The 21,345-nt window shown below is 27.8% G+C and carries 21 protein-coding genes and 2 tRNA genes; 17 read left to right on the forward strand and 6 right to left on the reverse strand.

The window, feature by feature from the left end:
* Positions 1-43: 43 nt before the first annotated feature.
* The 6 genes from IPM32_12085 to IPM32_12110 all read right to left on the reverse strand — a co-directional run bounded on the left by IPM32_12085 (position 44) and on the right by IPM32_12110 (position 7,770).
* Entirely contained in the window at positions 44-1,141 is a 1,098-nt protein-coding gene (locus IPM32_12085) for a BamA/TamA family outer membrane protein (GenBank protein ID MBK8945993.1), read from the reverse strand.
* Positions 1,142-1,729, reverse strand: a complete 588-nt coding sequence (locus IPM32_12090; GenBank protein ID MBK8945994.1) for a hypothetical protein — start codon at positions 1,727-1,729, stop codon at positions 1,142-1,144. It lies immediately after the preceding gene.
* Positions 1,726-3,300 carry a hypothetical protein gene (locus IPM32_12095; protein ID MBK8945995.1) on the reverse strand — a complete coding sequence of 525 codons (1,575 nt, stop codon included), beginning with the start codon at positions 3,298-3,300 and terminating at the stop codon, positions 1,726-1,728. Before IPM32_12095 ends, IPM32_12090 begins: the two co-directional genes overlap by 4 nt.
* A gap of 104 nt (positions 3,301-3,404) precedes the next feature.
* Positions 3,405-4,085 carry a response regulator transcription factor gene (locus tag IPM32_12100; GenBank protein ID MBK8945996.1) on the reverse strand — a complete coding sequence of 227 codons (681 nt, stop codon included), beginning with the start codon at positions 4,083-4,085 and terminating at the stop codon, positions 3,405-3,407.
* Positions 4,063-6,534 carry a hypothetical protein gene (locus IPM32_12105; protein ID MBK8945997.1) on the reverse strand — a complete coding sequence of 824 codons (2,472 nt, stop codon included), beginning with the start codon at positions 6,532-6,534 and terminating at the stop codon, positions 4,063-4,065. Before IPM32_12105 ends, IPM32_12100 begins: the two co-directional genes overlap by 23 nt.
* 111 nt (positions 6,535-6,645) lie before the next feature.
* Positions 6,646-7,770, reverse strand: a complete 1,125-nt coding sequence (locus tag IPM32_12110; protein ID MBK8945998.1) for a hypothetical protein — start codon at positions 7,768-7,770, stop codon at positions 6,646-6,648.
* A 186-nt stretch (positions 7,771-7,956) separates the two neighbouring features.
* On the opposite strand from IPM32_12110, the gene IPM32_12115 reads away from it, so the two are divergent.
* From IPM32_12115 to rplT, 17 genes are all read left to right on the forward strand, one after another.
* On the forward strand, positions 7,957-8,796 hold the full coding sequence (locus tag IPM32_12115) for an alpha/beta hydrolase (GenBank protein ID MBK8945999.1): 840 nt from the start codon (positions 7,957-7,959) through the stop codon (positions 8,794-8,796).
* A 2-nt stretch (positions 8,797-8,798) separates the two neighbouring features.
* Positions 8,799-10,793: a (Fe-S)-binding protein gene (locus IPM32_12120; protein ID MBK8946000.1), complete on the forward strand. Its 1,995-nt coding sequence runs from the start codon at positions 8,799-8,801 to the stop codon at positions 10,791-10,793.
* Positions 10,794-10,822: 29 nt separating this feature from the next.
* Entirely contained in the window at positions 10,823-11,008 is a 186-nt protein-coding gene (locus tag IPM32_12125; protein MBK8946001.1) for a histone H1, read from the forward strand.
* 67 nt (positions 11,009-11,075) lie between these two features.
* Positions 11,076-12,254 (forward strand): CapA family protein, encoded by a 1,179-nt coding sequence (locus tag IPM32_12130; GenBank protein MBK8946002.1) that lies wholly within the window; start codon positions 11,076-11,078, stop codon positions 12,252-12,254.
* Positions 12,247-13,440, forward strand: a complete 1,194-nt coding sequence (locus IPM32_12135) for an MFS transporter (protein MBK8946003.1) — start codon at positions 12,247-12,249, stop codon at positions 13,438-13,440. Before IPM32_12130 ends, IPM32_12135 begins: the two co-directional genes overlap by 8 nt.
* On the forward strand, positions 13,433-14,419 hold the full coding sequence (dusB, locus tag IPM32_12140) for a tRNA dihydrouridine synthase DusB (protein MBK8946004.1): 987 nt from the start codon (positions 13,433-13,435) through the stop codon (positions 14,417-14,419). Before IPM32_12135 ends, dusB begins: the two co-directional genes overlap by 8 nt.
* 53 nt (positions 14,420-14,472) lie before the next feature.
* The gene (locus IPM32_12145; GenBank protein ID MBK8946005.1) at positions 14,473-15,045 is read left to right on the forward strand and encodes a hypothetical protein; all 573 of its coding nucleotides are present in this window, start codon (positions 14,473-14,475) and stop codon (positions 15,043-15,045) included.
* 45 nt (positions 15,046-15,090) lie between these two features.
* On the forward strand, positions 15,091-15,603 hold the full coding sequence (locus IPM32_12150) for an adenine phosphoribosyltransferase (GenBank protein ID MBK8946006.1): 513 nt from the start codon (positions 15,091-15,093) through the stop codon (positions 15,601-15,603).
* Between the two features lie 27 nt (positions 15,604-15,630).
* Positions 15,631-16,362, forward strand: a complete 732-nt coding sequence (locus IPM32_12155) for a CPBP family intramembrane metalloprotease (protein MBK8946007.1) — start codon at positions 15,631-15,633, stop codon at positions 16,360-16,362.
* A gap of 38 nt (positions 16,363-16,400) precedes the next feature.
* Positions 16,401-17,120, forward strand: a complete 720-nt coding sequence (locus IPM32_12160) for a pyridoxine 5'-phosphate synthase (GenBank protein ID MBK8946008.1) — start codon at positions 16,401-16,403, stop codon at positions 17,118-17,120.
* Positions 17,121-17,125: 5 nt separating this feature from the next.
* Positions 17,126-17,902, forward strand: coding sequence for a TIGR02757 family protein (locus tag IPM32_12165; protein ID MBK8946009.1), 777 nt, complete (start codon positions 17,126-17,128; stop codon positions 17,900-17,902).
* Positions 17,903-18,025: 123 nt separating this feature from the next.
* Positions 18,026-18,111, forward strand: a tRNA-Leu gene (locus tag IPM32_12170).
* A 55-nt stretch (positions 18,112-18,166) separates the two neighbouring features.
* Positions 18,167-18,240 (forward strand) — tRNA-Val (locus tag IPM32_12175).
* Between the two features lie 40 nt (positions 18,241-18,280).
* The gene (gene thrS / locus IPM32_12180; GenBank protein ID MBK8946010.1) at positions 18,281-20,212 is read left to right on the forward strand and encodes a threonine--tRNA ligase; all 1,932 of its coding nucleotides are present in this window, start codon (positions 18,281-18,283) and stop codon (positions 20,210-20,212) included.
* Positions 20,213-20,241: 29 nt separating this feature from the next.
* Positions 20,242-20,760 carry a translation initiation factor IF-3 gene (locus tag IPM32_12185; GenBank protein MBK8946011.1) on the forward strand — a complete coding sequence of 173 codons (519 nt, stop codon included), beginning with the start codon at positions 20,242-20,244 and terminating at the stop codon, positions 20,758-20,760.
* A 12-nt stretch (positions 20,761-20,772) separates the two neighbouring features.
* On the forward strand, positions 20,773-20,964 hold the full coding sequence (rpmI, locus tag IPM32_12190) for a 50S ribosomal protein L35 (protein MBK8946012.1): 192 nt from the start codon (positions 20,773-20,775) through the stop codon (positions 20,962-20,964).
* 16 nt (positions 20,965-20,980) lie between these two features.
* On the forward strand, positions 20,981-21,328 hold the full coding sequence (gene rplT / locus IPM32_12195) for a 50S ribosomal protein L20 (protein MBK8946013.1): 348 nt from the start codon (positions 20,981-20,983) through the stop codon (positions 21,326-21,328).
* Positions 21,329-21,345 lie beyond the last annotated feature (17 nt).

Here is a 21,345-nt window from a genome sequence, read left to right on the forward strand (position 1 = left end):
AATGAAAGTTGAATATTTTTGCAGTTTGAATATCTAAATTAGATTAAAACAAATGACCAAAATTAAAATATATTCCGGTAAAATCGTTCCCAAAACCTACGTCAAATCTTACAATAAAATTATCCATGTTAAAGCGTAAACCAGTTACTGGTATTATTATCCATTCTGGTGTAGATGTGCTATTCCCAATATCCAATCCAAAAATTCCGTTTATTCTTTTCCAAATTGGGAAACGTAGTTCTTGATTTAGTAAAAGTGAAGATTGTGAAAGATATCTATTTTGTGGTAAACCTCGCAAAGTATTATTACCACCAAGAAAAATTAAATTTTGATAATTATTTTCATCAAGATCCATCATTCCTTGCAATTTAAACCTTATTGCATAAATTAAATTGGGATGAAAAATGCTAAAATAGGACTGAAGTATAAAATCAATTTTGTAAAAATTACTAACTTCAGTTTTTGATGAAATTGCATATTCGTTATTTAATTGAATTAAGTAACCTTTATGTGGATTTATATAATTTGTTCTGCTATCCAATCTGAAATTAAATAGTATAGAAAAATGCTGTACCGATGAGGGTTTCTTATATTGCAAAACACCATCTTTATCGAAATTATAACAGCTAATACTTCTATATTGAAAACCTAACTCACTAATAAAATTATTTGTAAATGCTTTGCTTAAGATTGTTTTGATTTCTATAGGTTCTCTTACATAATCTTCAACATTTTTTAATGGAATAAATTCATCATTTTGAAAAATTAAATATGCATCAGTTTCATTTTGATAGTATTTGTAGTTTATATATTTATCATAATCAAAAATAAAATCTACTGCTAAATTATATTTCTTTCCTTGACGTCTCTGAATATCCGGATATGAATATATAAACTGATACCATCTTTCACCTTTAGTACTGTTGTAAATTGTTGCATCAAAACTTTCGCCGGTATTTAATAAATTGTAATAATATCCTTTTGCTCCATATCCAAAGCCTACATCGGAATCATAATTTAAAATTGGAAAAATTTCTAACTGTGTTGAATCATTAATTGAAGAATTTTGACAATTTTGTATCTTAACGATCGAAATTACAAGTAATAAAAACAGGATAAATATTTGTGATTTATTACTCATTTATCCTCCATAATTTTGGATACCTTTTTTTGTGTATCTTGAAATCAAATTGTTCAATTCAACTTCCGATAAATTCATTGGATAGCGTGAGTATTTTTTAATCTCAGATAACTTTGATATTTCCATTGATTGATTCCATACAGGTTTTTCTAATTCACTTTCCATAAAAAGCAATGCTGTAAGTATACCTGGAATTGCAGTAATAAAAGTTAATGCAGAGTTATCAACACCTTGAGTAGCTGCAGCTGTAAAAAGTAAAATTGGCGGAACAATCTGTGTTGCAATTACACCAAATTCCCATCCTTCACCACTTAAACCTTCAATAGTGATTGAATTGATTGTGTTGATATTTATAGAATAATATTTTTTTGCTATATATAATTGTTTATTTTGAAATGAATTTTCATGCATTGCAAAAGTGATTGTACTATCGGAAATATAGACTATTTCGCAATCTATTATATTCCCATTTTTCAGATTTATTTTTGCATCATTCCCATATTCAGAAATATTATATTTTGTTGAAATACATGATGCTAAAAAGATCATGAAAAAGAAAATTAATATGTAAAATAATGATTTTTTCATTTTCCCTCCTTAAGAGAAATTTTACTTTTAAAAAATTCCTCTTCCAATAAATCATGATTTTCCTTCCAACTTTCTGCTAATTTTCTTAAGGTTCCATTTATATCAAATAGATTAAAGGTATAAATTGGATTTTTTTCATTTATCCAATTTCCTCTTATCCATTCATTATAATATCCTTTTGATTTAATAAAAATTGATTTAGATTTATTTTCTTTTTGAGTGATATTATAAAAAAGTTCATATGCATCACCTGGTTCTGTCTTTAGATATTTCTCATCATCATTAATAATAAATTCCCATAAATTTGGACAAGGATTACCTGCGTTATCTAGAATTTTATTTGGAGTTAAAGTTGAAATTTCTATTTCTCCATCAACATAATTTGTTGTATCGTATGCTATGTAATCAATCATAAAATTATCAGGGATAAATTCTAACCTTAGTATATTTATTTCTGATTTATTTTTTGGGACTTCCATTGCTAAATATTTCCAATTTAACGGACCCGCATCTAAAAAACGACCAACTTCAATTTCATTATTCTTAGTTATTAATTTTGCTTTCATTCCAGAAAACAACTCATATACTGTTTTAAATTGTGAAGCATAAATAGGATCATTATTCATTTTATCAATCCAATTTATTGCATCAAGCCCTTGAGACCCAATTACAATATCATAAAGTAGAGTTGTACTTAAAAGAGTATTTCTATATTTAACTAAAATTTTCGTTGCATTTTTTGGAATTTCAAAATCGATATAATCAAAATAAGGACCGTTTTTAAGTTCTGATACTTTTTCAACTCCTGTTCTGTAATAATTATTATCGTCTTTACTAATTAAGTGAGAAATTTGATTCCCATTTTTTGAACTAATTTTTTGTATCTCAAAAAGATTTGTAAATGAAATTATTTTATTTTCAATACTGGGAAAAACTTTTTTATTATTCGAATATTCCGCACATGAAATTTCAAATTTATTTATATAATGAGTTTCCATTGCTTCATTTGTAATTTTTAATTTTAGAGTATCTGAAGAAATATTCTGCTGAAATAAGTCGAGGTCATTATTTTCAAGTTGTTTGGAAATGCATTCAGAGAAAAGTTCAACTTCAAGATTATAATTATTTCCATCAAATGAATAAATAGTTGGACATGAACCAAAACAACATTTTGGACAAGCAATGCAATATATTCCCAATATTGTTAATGGTGGTCCAGTTAATCCTAATAAAAAGGAAGCAAAATAACTTTCACTTTTTGTTGAATCTTCATACGTAATCATAGCAGAGATACTATCAAATGGGATAGTAATTTTTTGAATATATTTTTCTTTTGATGAAAAATTAAATTTTTCAATTTCGCCAATTATAATATTTTCACTTGATGTGAATCCATTTGGGAATAGTACAATTGAATTATCATTTTTAAATATTTTCGCTTGTACATTAAAATGTTTGCCATCAGAAAGAGTATCTAAGTTTAATGATGTTACTTTATATGTTGGGAAAGTACAACTATAGAATGAAAAAAATATACTTAAAACCAAAATAGTTTTAGCTAATATTCTCATAAATCACCTACTCAAAAAATTAAATATTATTTCTGAGTACATGATAAAAATTCGTAAAAAAGAATTTGTCACAAAAATGTCAAAAGTTTGTAAAAGAATTTTATTCAGCTTAAAAATTTATATCCAACTTTATGAAATGTTAAAAGATGCTGTGGATTTGAAGGATTATTTTCAATTTTTTTTCGTAATGATAAAATATAATTATCAACAGTTCTTGTTGTTGGATAATTATCATAGCCCCAAACATCATCAAGAAGTTGATCACGTGAAATTACTTGTCCTTCTCGTTCAATTAAATACTTCAGTATTTTGAATTCAGTAGAAGAAAGATCAATAGGAATCGAATTATTTTTTGCTTCTAGTTTTATAAAATCAATTTTAATATTACCAAACGAAACTACATCTAAATTTTTTTTATTTATTTTATTTCTTCTTAATAATGCTTTAACTCTTGCTATTAATTCTTTAACACTAAATGGTTTGGTCATATAATCATCAGCTCCAATTTCAAGACCCAAAACTTTATCCATTTCTTCTTTTTTACTAGTTAGCATTAAAATTGGTACATCATTATTTTCTTTTCTAAGTTCTTTACAAATTTCAGTTCCATTTTTTGATGGCAGCATTAAATCTAAAATTATCAGATCAAAATTTTCTTTTCGTGCTTTTTGAAATCCTAAATTTCCATCACTAATAGAAACTATTTCAAAATGTTCATTCTCTAATGAATCTTTTAGTCCAATAATTATTGCTGGATCGTCTTCAATTATTAAAATTCGACTCATCAGAATACTCCATTATTTGAAAATATAATTTAAAAATTGTGCCTTCATTAATTCTACTTTCAAACTCAATTTTGCCATTATGTGCATCAATAATATGCTTAACAATTGTTAATCCTAATCCAGCTCCGGTTAATTGTTCTGTGTTAAGATTTCTTGATTGAAAATAAGGCTCGAATAATTTTTCTTGTTCAAGAGAAGAAATTCCAATTCCTTTATCTTCAATTGTTACAACTGCAAAATTATTTTCTCTATATGTAGAAAGTTTTACAAATTTACTTTCCTTGGAAAATTTTATACTGTTTGAAATTAAATTAATTATTGCTTCAACAACAGCATCTTTATCGGCATTAATATTTAATTCATTTTCAGAAAGTTTAAATTGTGTAGAAAAATTTTGAATTTTAAAAAGGTATTCAGTTGATTTGATAACTTCACTTACAATTAAATTTAAATCAATTTTTTCAAAATTGTAAACTTTTATTCCGCGTTCAATTTTTGAATAATTTAAAACATTATCAATCAATCTTGTTAATCGGTTACTTTCACCTTCAATAATTTCTAAATACTGATTAACTTTTTCATTTGAAATATTTTCCGAACTTTTTAAAATTTCTGCAAACATTTTTATGGATGTGAGAGGAGTTTTCAAATCATGTGATACACTAGAAACAAAAAATGATTTTAATTCATTCAATTCCGAAAGTCTTTGTTTTTCAATTTTCTCAATATACAATTGCTCTTGCAACTTAATTCTTTCAATACTATTGCCGGTTTCAGCAACAATTGTATTCAGCAAATCTAAATCTTCTAAGGAAAATTTTAACTTACTTTTTTTCTCACCTAAAACAAGAATTCCTATAAACTCATTTAATGAAGATTTTATTGGAAAAATGATTTCAAAAGAAAATTTTCCGAATTTATTAAAAAATTCTGCATAGAAATTATTCTCTGCAATTGTTGAATGTTTTGAAAAAATTGGTCGGAATAAATTATTTGAAAATATTGATGAATTAATTTCAATTTTATTTTCTGAAATTTCTCTGTAATTATAATGAATAGCTAATTTTAAATATTTATTCTCTTCATAATTGAAAATGCCAATTTTGTCAACTGGAATTATTTTGTTAATAAAATTTACAACCCTTTCCTCAAGTTTTTGTAGTTCATTAATTTCTTTTATTTCATCCAAAAAATTATTAATTGCTTTTCTGTAATCATATTCAACCTTAAAGATTTTTTTATTTACAAATTTTTTAACAAATTCTTTCAACGGATGGAAAATTAGTGCAATGAAAATTGCTGCAATAATTGAGCTAATTTTCGGATTTGGTAAATTAAACGTATTTACAAGGATTGAAAAAAATCCAAAATATGCAATTACCAAAATTGAGATTGCAATTGGATATACCAAAGTTCTTCTAATTATTATTTCAATATCCATTACTTGATATTTAATAATTGCAATTGCAAATGTAATTGGAACAGCCGCTACAAGTAATAAAACAATTTCTTCGGGAATTAAACCATATGATGTAAATCTTTGTGGAATTACCCAAAAGAATAAATAGCTAAATGGTCCAAGGATATAACCAAGTAAAATCCATCTTAATTTTTTTCTTATTTCAAGAATGTTTGTTGAAAAGTAGTTTTTGAATTGAATAAAAATAGCAGTAAGTATAATTATAACTACGTAAACACTGCTTATATCAAAAAAATTAATATATAGTCTTATGTTTTCTATCGTAACATAATTAGCAAACTTTATGAAAATAATACTTAATAAAATGGCAAATAATGATGAAAATAAATAAAGGTACGGTAAAAATTTTCTGAAATTAATTTTCGATTCAATTGGAAATAAAAATGAAAAGTGAAGAAAGAATGTTGGAACCAATGCATATCCAAAATGAAATCCGGAACGAGTAAGTATTCCTAAAACTAAATTTATTTTTGTGAAATTTCCCCACGTCATCAAAATTATTGAAGCAGTTGTTACCATGCACCAATGAAATACTACTCCAACTTCTTTATTTTTACTTTTAATAAGAACGATAAATCCTGTTACGAAAAAAGTAATTCCAACTAAGATTGCAATTATGATATAAAGTGCGGAATAAAACGGTATTAAAGAAATATTTAATTTTTGTGTAAAGTTATTTTTTAATATTTCTATTTCAATATTATCACCAATTTTTTTGCTATCTAAGTAAACTTCAATTTCTTCGCGTGAATTAAATTCTATTGAATTTATCGATTTTAATACTTCATTGGATAAGTGTTTTAAGTTTTCTGAATTTGTATTTGTAATTACAAGCTGATTTTCCGAAAAGGAAATTTGAAAGGGTAATTCTGCTTTTACTGCAAAATTGTAAATCCCGATTATAAATAATATGAAAATGAGGAAATCAAACAGAAGAAAAATATTTACATTTTTAAAATTGCCTTTCATTTTAACTTTAAAGGTTAATAAAACAAATTAAAAAATATTATTCTTTTTATGTGAATTAATTAAAAATATTAAAATGTTACTTTATATTAATAAATTAAATTCCGTAAAGTATCAAATAATTTTTTTATAACATCTTCGTCTTTTATGCTGGCGTGTGTTAAAGAATTTCCACTGATTTTGAATTTTCAAATTTTCTTCCAATTCTCTATTCGTTTCAACAATTCTAATGTTTTTATTTATGATAAGCTTATTTGTTTCATTCATTAAAATTGCATTTACACCTTTATCTTGTAAATCCGGATGAACAGCGGTTAAGTATAAATCTAATCTATCATTTTTTCTTAGTGATTTTAAAATATGATAAAAACCAAATGGGAAAAGTTTACCATTACTTTTTTGCAACGCAAATGATAATGAAGGCATTGTTATTCCAAATGCTACAACTTCATTTTTATCATTAAGAACAACAGGCACATATTCCGGTTTGATAAATCCGAAATACTGTTTTACGTACATTTCTATTTGCTTATCGCTAAGCTCAACAAATCCATATAAATCTTTGTATGTTAAATTTATTAAAGCAAATATTTGTTCAGCATATGGTAAAATTTCTTTTGATTTTTTTGCATTAAGAAGATGAAGTTTATTTCTTTTTAGTGAGATTTCAGCAATTCTTGAAATTTTTTCCGGAACCGGATCTGATGTCATCGAAACTTCAAACTCTAGCCAATCAACATCTTTTGAATATCCGCATTTTTCAATAAGTTTTGCATAATAAGGGTAATTATAAATATTACCAAGTGTTCCTAATTCTTCAAAACCTTCTATCAATGTTCCTTCAGCGTCCATATCAGTAAAACCAAGCGGACCTTCAACTTCATGCAATCCATTTTCGTTTGCCCAATTTTCAACTATATTCAATAAAATTTCCGCAACATTTTCATCGTCAATAAAATCGATCCAACCAAAACGCATTATTTTTTTATCAAACTTCTGGTTGAATTTATTATTAATAATTCCAGCAATTCTTCCAACAATTTCATCATTTTTATAAGCAAGCCAATATTTTGCATCGCAAAATTCAAATGCGGGATTTTTATCTCTTTCTAAAGATAAAAATTCATCTTTAATTAGCGGGGGAATCCAGAATTTATTATTTCTGTAAAGTTTAAATTGAAAATCTATAAACTTTCGCAAATCACTTTTGTTTTCGACCTCTTTAATTATATAGCCCATATTTTCATTCATAAAAAATATTTTTCAAAATTAGTTACAAAAATAATTTGGAGTTTTTCATCGCTTTCAAACATAATAATTTTTGTATTGAATAAATAAAAATTTTTAATTGTGATTGGTTTAGTGAAAAATTGGATTTTCAATCAAATCTTGACTTTTCAGCATAGAATAAGCATATTTCTATATATGAGTCAAAACTATACTTACCAAACTTCCGTTGGATTCAAAATTCATATTACAACTTTTGGCAATTCAAATTTAGAAAATGGTAATTGTTTAATTTTTGTTCATGGATTTAAAGGATTTAAGGATTGGGGATTTGGTCCGTATTTAGCTGAGTATTTTGCTCAGAAAAAATATTTTATAATTACTTTTAATTTTTCGCATAACGGAATTGGAGAGAATTTTACTGAATTTACAGAGCTTGAGAAATTTGCTCAAAATACTTATACGCGAGAAGTTAACGAACTTAATCAAATAATTTCCGCTTATAAAAATGGATTTTTCGGTAAAGTTAATTGGAAAAATAAATTAGGAATTGTTGGTCATAGTCGCGGTGGTGCAATTTCTATCATCGAAAGTTCAAAAAATATAAATGTTAATGCTTTGGCTGTTTGGGCATCAATTTCTAATTTTGATAGATTTACTGTAAAACAAAAAGAAGAATGGAAAAGTAGAGGATTTCTCGAAATTTTAAATATGCGTACAAAACAAAAAATGAAATTGAATATAACATTAAATGAAGATTTTGAAAAAAATTCCGAATTATTAAATATTGAAAATGCTTTAGAAAAATTTCATAAACCTTTTTTAATAATTCACGGCGATCAAGATTTAGCAGTTCCAGTTAAAGAAGCAAATTTACTTTATGAATTTTCCGATAAAAAATATACACAACTTGAAATTATTCATGGAACCGGTCATACTTTTGATGTAAAACATCCTTTTGAAGGAAGTACAAAAGCGTTTGATACAGTTATTGAAAAAACTTTACAATTCTTCAATTCGTCATTTAGCGAGAATTAATTATGGGAATTAAAAATCTGGTATATATTTTTATATTTATTGCGGCTTTTGCATTTCTTTATTTCAATTTAAAAAGATTAGTAAGTTATTTAAGTATCGGAAAAAAAGAAAATAGATTTAATAAAGTTCCGTTACGAATAAAAAATGTATTAAAAGTTGCAATTGGTCAAACAAAAATTCTTCGCGATCCGATTGGTGGAACAATTCACGTTTTAATCTTTTGGGGATTTCTACTTTTTCTTGCCGCAGTTTTGGAAGCAATTTTACAAGGATTTGATTCAAATTTTTCACTCAGTTTTCTTGGACCAATTTTTTCAATTATTACTTTAACACAAGATATTTTTGGAATTCTTGTAATTTTTGCAGTTTTGTTTGCTCTTTATAGAAGATATATTCAAAAAGTAAAAAGGTTGGAACATGGAAAAGAAAGTCTGCTTGATGCAACAATTGTTCTTTCGTTAATTCTAATTGTTGTAATTTCTATGTTTGGACAAAATTCGGCTCACATTGCAAAAAATAATTTTACATTAGAAAATTGGGCAGTTAGACCAATTAGTTCAGCATTAACTCCATTATTTTTTTCAAACTCGAATAATGCGAATATTTGGTATGAAATTTTTTGGTGGATACACATTTTAACAATTTTTGGATTTATGAATTTTCTTCCATATTCAAAACATCTTCACGTTTTTGCTTCAATTCCAAACGTATATTTTGAAAAATTAGGAAATAAAAAATTTGAAATAACAAAAATCAATCTGGAAGATGAAACAATTGAACAATACGGCGCTGCGGATGTTGATCATTTATCTTGGAAGCAAATGTTTGATGGCTATACTTGCACGGAATGCGGAAGATGTTCTGATGCTTGTCCCGCAAACACCACCGGAAAATTACTTTCGCCGAGAGAAATTATAATTAATGTAAGAAAGAGAACAGTTGAAAAAGCTCCGTTAATTTTAGCAAAATCTGAAAACGCTGAAATTATTGAAAAAACATTAATTCATAATTACATAAAACCGGAAGAACTTTGGGCTTGCACAACTTGCGGAGCTTGTATGCAAGAATGCCCGGTAACAATTGAACATCTTGATACAATTGTTGATATGCGCAGAAATTTAGTTTTGATGGAATCTGAATTTCCGAATGAATTAAATCCGGTATTTAAAAATTTGGAAACAAATTTTACACCATGGGCTTTTAATCACCAAGATAGAGCAAATTGGGCAGAAGGTTTAAATGTTAAAACAATGGCTGAAGATCCCAATTGCGAGTATTTATTTTGGGTTGGATGCGCTGGAAGTTATGATTCACGTTATCAAAAAGTTTCCAAAGCAATTGCCGAATTATTTAATAAAGCTAATATAAATTTTAGAATTTTAGGAACAGAAGAAAAATGCAACGGAGATACAGCTCGCAGATTAGGTAATGAATATTTAGCTCAAATGATGATGCAAGAAAATGTAGAAACTTTAAATTCCTACAATGTGAAAAAAATTGTTACAGGTTGTCCACATTGTTATAATTCTTTAAAAATAGAATATCCGCAATTTGGCGGAAATTTTGAAGTATTTCATCATACAGAAGTTCTAGAGAAATTAATTGACGATGGAAAAATCAAATTAAAGGAAAATTCAGAAAAATCTAAAGTTACATTTCATGATTCGTGTTATTTAGGAAGATATAATCAAATTTACAATTCTCCGAGAAATTCCTTAAATTCGGTTGCCGGTTTAGAATTGTTAGAAATGGAAAGAAATAAAGATAAAGGATTTTGTTGCGGAGCCGGTGGCGGAAGAATGTTTTTGGAAGAAACGGAAGGTACGAAAATTAATATAAACAGAACTGAAGAAGCTATTAAAACGGGTGCAGAAACTTTAGCTTCAGCTTGTCCTTTTTGCATGACTATGCTTACAGATGGCGTTAAATCATTTGAAAAACAAGAAGAAGTTTTTGTTAAAGATATAGCAGAAATAATTTTAGAAAATTCAATTTAAATAATTACTAACCAACAAAAGGAGAAAAAATGAGCGATAAGTACACACAACTCGTTGAATTTGTTAAAAATATGGAAACAGATGTTGAAAAATTCTACGTAAAAGGTCAATCCGCAGCCGGAACAAGAGTTCGTAAAGCTTTAAGCGAATTAAAGAAAATGGCTCAAGATATGAGAAATGAAGTTCAATCAAAAAAATTAGAAAAAAAATCTTAATAATTTTTTTGTAATAAATTCAATTCATAAGGCTGTTTATTTTTTAATGAACAGCCTTTTTTTAAATATGAAAATTAAATACATAATCTTTCCATCAATTATTTTATCAATTTTTTATTGGCTCTCAAACCCAAGTTTTATTGAACATGTGACTCTAAAAGTTGAAGAAAAAGTTGATTCAACTGTTACAGTTTCATTTTCTTGCGTTGGTGATATAATGTGTCATTCAACTCAATATAATTCGGCAAAAGTTGGTAAAGATTCTTTTGATTTCAAACCAGTTTTTGAATTTGTAAATGAATATTTAACAAATAAGGACATTTTATTTGGAAATCTTGAAACAGTGCTTGCCGGAAATTCTAAAAATTATTCCGGTTATCCCTTTTTTAATACTCCCAATGAATTTGCTGAAGCGTTAAAGTTTGCTGGTTTTGATTTTTTGTTTACTGCAAATAATCATGCAAATGATCAAGGAATTGACGGAATTAAAAGAACAATTGATGAATTAAAAAAAGTAAATATTGTATCGTTGGGAACAACAATTCCAGAAGATTCTTTAGAAAGTTATAATTTATTTGTTAGAAAAGGTTTAAAGTTTGGAATTCTTTCTTATACGTACGGAACGAACTATAAAAATTCAAATAAAAATCCGGAAAAATTTATCAATATTATTGATACGATTAAAATTAAAAATGATATAGAAAATTTAAAGAATAAACATGCAGATTTGATAATCATTTATTTCCATTTTGGGAATGAGTATTCTCGTACTGTTAGCAAATATCAAAGGAAAATTGTTGATCAATCAATTAAATACGGAGCAGATGTAATTTTGGCAAGCCATCCGCATGTTATTCAGCAGTTTGAAAAATTTAAAACAAATAAATCAAATTTGGATAGTGCAATTGTAACTTTTTCTTTGGGGAATTTTATTTCAAATCAGCGATGGCGATATTCTGATGGAGGAATAATTTTAAATTTCGATATTACCAAAAATATTTTTACAGATTCTGTTTATGTTTCAAATATTAATTTTTTACCAATTTGGATTTTTAAAGGAAAAATTAATGGCAAAAAAGAATATAGAATTCTTCCTTCACAAAATTTTAATGATTCAATAAATTATAATTTTTTAACTTCGGCAGATATTGATAGTATGAAAAGATCATATTTTGATAATTTAAAATTGTTCTTATCAAAAAATAATTTGCCCAAAATTGATGCACTGAAATTTAAAAATGAATAAAAAAACTTCACTTGTAATAATTTTTATAACAGTATTTATTGATCTTTTGGGGTTTGGATTACTCATCCCAATTTTGCCGACATTTGCAAGTAAAGTACTATTCATTTCAGATTTCGAAATTGGAATTCTTGTTGCAGCATTTTCTCTGATGCAATTTATTTTTAATCCAATTGTTGGAAATTATTCGGATAAAATTGGAAGACGACCAATAATCCTTGCTTCATTATTAGTTACTGCAATTTCGTATTTGATTTTTAGCTTTGCTACAACATTTTTTATTTTATTAATTTCCAGAATAATTGCCGGTCTTGGCGGAAGCAATATTTCTGCGGCCCAAGCTTACATTGCGGATGTTACAGAAGCAAAAGATCGTACAAAAGGAATGGGAATTATCGGAACAGCATTTGCGCTTGGTTTTGTATTCGGTCCAATGTTGGGAGGTTTTTTATCAGAATATGGTTATGAAGTAGTTGGATATGTTGCAGCGGGATTTTCATTTTTAGCATTCATATTTGCAGTGTTTTTTCTAAAGGAATCTTTAGTAAAAAGAAATTTAGTAGAAGAAAAAAGATCAAGATTATTTTCTTTAAATACATTTAGCGAATTATTTACAAAAAAAAGATTGGCATTTTTTGTAATAGTTTATTTTATAATTGTTTTTTCAATGGCAAATATTTACGGAACTTTTGCTCTTTTAGGTTTTAAAGTTTATGCATTAACCGATAAGCAAATTGGATTTCTTTATACAATAATGGGATTGTCAAGTGCATTAGTACAAAGTAGTATTTTAAGATTTCTTCTAAAATATTTTAATGATGAAAAACTACTTTTAATCAGTATGGTTTTTATGATTGTCGGAATTGGCGGATTGCCTTTTGCTTTTAATTTTATTGGTGTTGCAATAATTTCTGCAATTTCATCTATTGGAACCGGAAGTTTACAACCAATAATTTTGGGATTAATTTCTAAAGAAATAAATTCTGAAAATCAAGGGAAAATTTTAGGATTGAATCACTCGTTAGCTGCAATGGCGAGAGTATTGGGTCCAATTTGGGGTGGTTTTGCATATGAATATTTAGGTTATGAATTCCCATTTTTAACCGGAGCAGTTTTTACATTTATTACATTATTAATTTCAATTTATTTTTTAAAATCAAAAAAATATCAAGTTTATTCAAATGTTTAAAGTTGGAAAAATAGAAATAAAAAATCCTTTACTTCTCGCACCAATGGAAGATGTAACAAGCATTGCATTCAGAAAGTTATGCAAAGAAATGGGTGCTGATATTGTTTATACTGAATTTGTAAATTCCGATGGATTAATTAGAGACAATAAAAAAACACATGATAAATTAAAAATTACAAACGAAGAAAGACCGGTCGGAATTCAAATTTACGGTGGTGAAGTAAATGTAATGCGTGAAGCTGCAAAAATTGCTGAACAAGAAAATCCGGAAATAATTGATATTAATGCTGGATGCTGGGTTAAAAAAGTTGCAAATCGCGGAGCTGGTGCCGGTTTACTTAAAGATCCACCATATATGCAGAAAATGGCAAAAGAAATTGTGGATGCTGTTAAAATTCCGGTTACAGTCAAAACAAGGTTAGGCTGGGATGAAAATTCAATTGAGATACTTGATGTAGCAAAAAGACTTGAAGATGTTGGAGTTCAAGCCTTGACAATTCATTGCAGAACAAGAGTTCAAGGTCACGATGGCGAACCGGCTTGGCATTGGATTCCTAAAATAAAAGAAGTTGTAAAAATTCCAGTTGTTGTAAATGGCGGAATTATGTCGGCAGAAGATGCATTAAGAGTAAAAGAAATTACTAATGCTGATGGATTTATGATTGCGCGCGGTGCAATAAATCATCCATGGATATTTAGAGAAATTAAAGAAATATTTGAAAATGGTTTTGTATCAAAAATTGTTGATGTTGAGGAAAGGATTTCAACTGCACTTCGCCACTTAAAATATGAAATCACAATTAGAGAAAAAGCAATTATTCCATTTAGAAAATATTATTCGGGATATTTGAAAGGTCTTTACGGTGCTTCAAAAATTAAGCAACAAATTATGCAGCTTGAAGAATACAATTCTATTGAAGAACTTTTATTAAATTATAAAGAACATTTATTTAAGCATCAAGAATTAGAAGAAAATTAATCTTTAAACCTCCAAGGTTTTTAAAAACTCGAAGGTTTCTACACCAAAAAATAATGCACTTAAAAAATATTGCAAAAATCATTTCATATTTATTTGTCCCGCCAATATTAAATTTTATAATATTCGTCAACTATTCAGTTTATTTTGAGTCAGATTTTAAATTGTGGATTTCAATTATAATTTCATTTCTATTCGGATTGACAATCCCAATTTTTACTTTTATTTATTTCCGTAAAAAAGGTAAAATCATAAATGATGATGCAACAATAAAAGAGGAAAGAACCGTTCCTTACATTTATGCAATTTTGTTTACAATTTTGGGAGTTATTCTTTCGGGAATTTTCAAACTAAATGAATCAATTATAATGTTATGGATGATTTATTTAATTTGCAGCATATTAATATTAAACGTAAACAGATTTTGGAAAATAAGCGCGCACGCAATGGGAGCCGGAATTCCATTAGGAGCATCACTTTTTATTAATAATAATTATTTTTTTTTAGCGGTAATAATTTTAGTTGGCTGGTCAAGATTTTATCTTAAAGTTCATACAATTCCGCAAATAATTTCCGGTGGAATTGTTGGAATTTCAGTTTCATATGTTTTATTAAAATTTTGTCTTTAAAATAAATCTAAAAAGAATTTTGTTGAATTTATTTTAGGAGTTTTAATGGAGTTAGAAAAATTAATTAGAGATGTACCAAATTATCCCAAAGAGGGAATAATCTTCAAAGATATTACAACATTGTTAAAAGACAAGGAAGCATTTCAAATTACTCTAAATCTTTTATACGATTTATCAAAAGATAAGGGAATTACAAAAGTTGTTGGAATTGAATCTCGCGGATTTATTTTTGGCGGCGCACTTGCAAATAAATTAAATGCCGGATTTATTCCAATAAGAAAACCGGGAAAACTTCCCGCAGAAAAAATTAATGAAAAATATTCGCTTGAATATGGAATAGATTCAATTGAAATTCATAAAGATGCTTTAGATAAAAATGATATTGTATTATTGCATGATGATCTTTTGGCAACTGGTGGAACAATGAAAGCCGCTTGTAGTTTGGTTGAAAGGCTTGGTGCCAAAGTCGAACAAATTTCTTTTATAATTGAATTGGATTTTTTAAATGGAAAAGATTTATTAAAAAACTATGATGTAAATTCTTTAATTCATTATTAAATAAAATTTCACAATTAGAATAATTTTATGAAAAAAATAATTATTGATGAATTTCTTTTCATAAAAAATGAATTCAAAATATTAGATAAAAAAGTTGTTACAATATTTCTCAGTTCAATAATTCTATTTACAATTAGCTGGTATTTTTCAACACCCAAATTTTTTACTCAACAATTTCAATTCTACAAAAATAATTTTCTCTCCAACGAAATTTACTCATTTATGTTTTGGTTTTTGTTGGATACATTACTTTTTTTAATCATTCCAATTCTTATCATAAAATTTATTTTCAAAGAAGATTTATTTAAATATGGATTAACACTCAAAAATTATTCAGTTGGATTTCAAATTTCCGGAATCTCAATTTTGATTTTCCTTCCCATAATGTTTTTACTAACACAATCAGAAAATTTTGTTGAGTATTTTCCACTTATGCAAAGTGCGAAAGATGATATCTTAATTTTCATTATTTATGAAATTGGATTTATTGTATTTATTTTTTCATGGGAATTTATTTTTAGAGGATTTTTGCTTTTTGGATTGGAAGAAAAATTTGGAGTTTACTCGATATTTATTCAGATGATTCCGTTTGTAATTTTACATAACGGAAAACCTTTTATTGAAACTTTTGCATCAATTTTTGGTGGAATATTTTTAGGATATTTAGCAATAAGATTTCGATCAATCTGGTATGGATTTTTAATCCACAGTTTAATTTTGATAATTCTGGATTTAATTTCATTCTTAAAGAATTTGTAAAAAAATTGTAATTTTACTTATCAAATTTAAAGGCAGAAATTATGAAATTTTCATTAAATGTTGATCATGTTGCTTTTTTAAGAAATGCCCGCGGTGAAGAAAATCCGGATCCGGTAACATTTGCACTAATGGCTGAACTTTATGGCGTGGATGGAATTGTTGTTCACCTTAGAGAAGACAGAAGACATATCAATGAACGCGATTTAAGATTGATGCGAGAACAACTAAAAACAAAACTCGATCTTGAAATGGCTGCTGTAAAAGAAATAATTGATATTGCTTGCGATGTTCAACCGGATTTAGTAACACTCGTTCCGGAAAAAAGACAAGAACTTACAACCGAAGGCGGATTGAATGTAATTGATAATATTGAACTAATTAGAAATACAATTGATCGTTTGCACGAAGTTGATATTCCCGTTTCGCTTTTTGTTGAACCGGACTTAAATCAAATTGATGCTGCTTCTGAAATAAATGCAGATGTAATTGAAATTCATACCGGAGTTTATGCAAACGCAAAAGTTGAAGAAGACATTTTTGATGAATTGGAAAGAATTAGACAAGCAGCAAAACATGCGAAAAAATTGGGACTCGGAGTAAACGCTGGTCACGGTTTAAATTACAACAATATGAAAGAATTTATGCTGATTGAAAATATAGATGAAGTAAGCATTGGACAAGCTGTAATTGCCCGATCGATATTTGTCGGAATTGAAAAAGCGATTGCAGAAATGTTGACATTAATTAAAAATAAATAAATAAATTGAATTCCTTAAAACGAAAATTAGAATACCATTATCAAAAGTTTGATGCAAACCAAATTTATCCGGATCCAATAATTTTTCCGCGGAAATTTAGACTTGAATCTGATATTGAAATTTCAGCATTTATTTCAAGCATTTTTGCATACGGAACTGTTACACAAATAATTAATTCGTTAGAAAAAATTCATTCATTAATCGGTAATTCACCTACAGATTATTTTCAAAATTTTGATAAAAAGAAACACCAAAATTTCTTTAAAACTTTCAAACATAGATTTTATTCTGGTGAAGATGTAATTAAACTTTTTCAAATAATTCAATACATCTTAAAAGAATACGAATCGATTAAACATCTTTTTTTACTTTACTACTTCGATCAAGATAAAAACATTAAAAATTCATTATCATTTTTCTCTAAAAATTTAATTGAAATTTCAGAGAGAATTTCACCAACAACAAAAAGTGTAAGATTTATGTTTTCGGATCCATTTTCCGGAAGTGCATGCAAAAGGATGAATTTATATTTACGTTGGATGGTTAGAAGTGATGAAATAGATTTTGGAATTTGGAAAGCCGTAAAAAAAAAACAGCTTGTAATTCCGGTTGATACTCATATAGCAAAATTGAGTAAAAGTTTAGGATTAACTAAACACGAGAATGTTTCTTGGCAAATGGCAGAGGATATTACAGAAAATTTAAAAAAATTTGATTCGGAAGATCCAGTGAAATATGATTTTGCAATTTGTCATATTGGAATGAGAAAACTGGAATTTTAACCCAAAAATTAAATAAACTGCATTAAGTACTATTAATAAATTTAATTGCATAAAAAAAAGTAAAAGTTTATATTTACGATTCATTTTTGATGTAAGTTCTGAAAATTTTGAAAATACCTAAATGCCGGGGTGGCGGAATTGGTAGACGCATTGGACTTAAAATCCAATGGAAGGTTTCTTCCGTGCCGGTTCGAGTCCGGCCCTCGGTACTTGGTTTTTCAAAAAAAAATAAAATTGATAATAAATTTTTGCTTTTATCAAACTGGGTTCTTAGCTCAGTTGGTTAGAGCGTCTGCTTGACGTGCAGAAGGTCAAAGGTTCGAATCCTTTAGAACCCACAAAATTTCGGAGTTTACTCCGTTTTTTTTTATTTGAAATATGAGTGAAAAAGTTAAAATAAAATTTCCGGATGGTTCTGAAAAAGAATTTGATAAAGGTATAACATCTTTAAAAATTGCAGAATCCATTTCACCGAAATTAGCTGAAGATGTTTTAATTGCAAAAGTTAATTCAAAATTAGTTGATCTAAATAGATCAATTAATTCTGATGCTACTTTGCAGCTTTTTACTTTTAATGATGAAATTGGAAAACATTCATATTGGCATTCAACTTCTCATTTAATGGCTCATGCTATTCAGTCAATATTTCCAGAGGCAAAATTTGGAGTTGGTCCCGCAATTGAAGGCGGATTTTATTACGATTTTGATATTGATACAAAAATTACGGAAGCGGATTTAACAAAAATTGAAAATAAAATGTTGGTAATTGCGAAAGAAAATAATCCGTTCCAACGTAGAGAATTAAGTAAATCCGAAGCGATGGAGTTTTTTACAAAGGTTGGTGATCAATATAAACAAGAAATAATTTCAGAATTAGATGGTGAAACCGAAGTTATAAGTTTATATCACGAAGGAAATTTTACCGATTTATGTACTGGACCTCATATTCCTTCAACTGGAAAAATTAAATATGTTAAACTTATAAATATTTCCGGATCATATTGGCGCGGAGATGAAAAACGCCAAAGTTTGCAGAGGATTTATGGAGTTTCATTTCCTAAGAAAAAAATGCTTGATGAGCATTTGGAACTTTTAGAGGAAGCAAAAAAACGAGATCACAGAAAATTAGGTAAGCAGCTTGGGCTTTTCAGTATTGAAGAAGAAGCTGGTCCCGGTTTAATATATTGGCATCCAAAAGGTGCAATGGTTAGACATGTTGTTGAATCATTTTGGAAAGAAGCACATATAAAAAACGGATATGAATTAGTTTATTCACCTCATATTGGGAAAAGTTGGTTGTGGGAAACAAGCGGTCATCTTGTTAATTATAAAGACAGTATGTTTGCCCCAATGAAAATTGATGAGCAAGATTATTACATAAAACCGATGAACTGCCCTTTTCATATAATGATGTATAAGTCGAATTTACATTCTTATAGAGATTTACCATTTAGATGGGCAGAACTTGGTACAGTTTACAGATATGAAAAAAGTGGTGTTTTGCACGGACTCTTGCGAGTTAGAGGTTTTACGCAAGATGATGCGCATATTTTTTGTGCACAAGAACAAATTGAAAATGAGATTATTGAAGTAATCCGTTTTTCAAATTATATGTGGAAAACATTTAGTTTTGATAAATTAAAATATTATGTTGCTACAAAACCGGAAAAAGCTGTTGGAAGTGATGAACTTTGGGATAAAGCTACAAATTTATTAAAAGATGCATTAGAATCCGAAGGTTTGAAGTATGAAATGGATGAAGGCGGCGGAGCTTTTTACGGACCTAAAATTGATATCAAAGTTAAAGATGCGTTAAATCGTGAATGGCAAATGAGCACAGTGCAATTTGATTTTAATCTGCCGGAAAGATTTGATATGAAATATATTGGAGAGGACGGAAAAGAACATCGGCCATTTATGGTGCATAGAGCTTTGTTTGGTTCAATAGAAAGATTTATGGGAGTTTTAATTGAACATTTTGGCGGTGCTTTTCCAACTTGGCTTGCACCAATTCAAGTTGCAATAATTCCAGTTTCGCAAAACTTTTTAGAATATTCTGAAGAAATTAGAAAGAAATTAGACGATAATAATATTCGTGTAGAACTTGATACTCGTAATGAAAAAATTGGATATAAAATTAGAGAATGGGAAACACAAAAAGTACCATACATGTTAATTTTAGGTGAAAAAGAAAAAGAATCTGGAAATATTTCAATTCGCAAACATAAAGAAGGTGATAAAGGTTCTCTAAAAATTGAAGAATTTATAGTGAATCTTAAATCGGAAATAAATAAATTATCTGTTAACTAATTTAGGAGGTTTTCATCGCTCAAGATAAACTGCGAGTTAATGAAGAAATAAGACATCCGGAAGTAAGATTGCTTGGACCGGATAACCAGCAATTAGGAATTTATACTTCATTTAATGCATTAAAAAAAGCTCAAGAACAAGGTTTGGATTTAATTGAAATTGCTCCTCAAGCAAAACCACCGGTTTGTAAAATTATTGATTTTGGAAAATATCAATATGAATTGCAAAAAAAGGAGAAAATTCAAAAGAAAAAACAACATGTTACTGTACTCAAAGAAATAAGATTACACCCAAATACAGATACACATGATTTTGATTTTAAATCCCGACACGCAGAAAAATTTCTTAGCGAAGGAAATAAAGTTAAAGTTTCCGTTATTTTTAAAGGAAGAGAACTTGCTTATAAAGATCATGGAAAAGAATTATTAGTTAAGTTTATTGAAAGTTTAAGCGAAGTTTCAACAGTTGAACATGAGATTAAGTTTGAAGGAAAAGCAATGCACGCAATTCTTCAACCAAAAAAAATAAAAAGTAAAAAGACAAAATAAATAGGTTAGATTATGCCCAAAATGAAAAGTAATAGAGGAGCTGCTAAAACTTTTAGAAAAACCGGTTCCGGCAAAATTAAAAGAAATAAAGCTTTTAAATCTCATATTCTTACCAAAAAAAGTACAAAAACTAAACGAGGTTTAAGAAAAGCTACACTTGTTTCTGATGCTGATTTCAAACGCGTAAAAACAATGTTACAATAAAAGGAGTTTGTGTAAAATGCCTAAAGCAAAAAATAACGTTGCCTCACGTGCACGTAGAAGAAAATTATTAAAACTTGCAAAAGGTTACTGGGGTTCAAGAAGTAAAGTTTATACCGTTGCAAAACATTCCGTTGAAAAAGGTCTTCAATTTGCGTACAGAGATAGAAAAAGTAAAAAGAGAATTTTCAGAAGCTTATGGATAGTTAGAATTAATGCTGCTGCAAGATTGAATGGAACAACATATTCACGTTTAATAAACGCAATGAGTGAAAAAGGAATTGATATAAACAGAAAAATTCTTGCAAGTTTAGCAGTTGAAAATCCTAATGCCTTTGCTGATATTGTAAAATTCGTTACTGCTTAATTTTTACCCCTAAAAAT

The organism is Ignavibacteriota bacterium (assembly GCA_016716225.1).
Classification (GTDB): domain Bacteria; phylum Bacteroidota; class Ignavibacteria; order Ignavibacteriales; family Melioribacteraceae.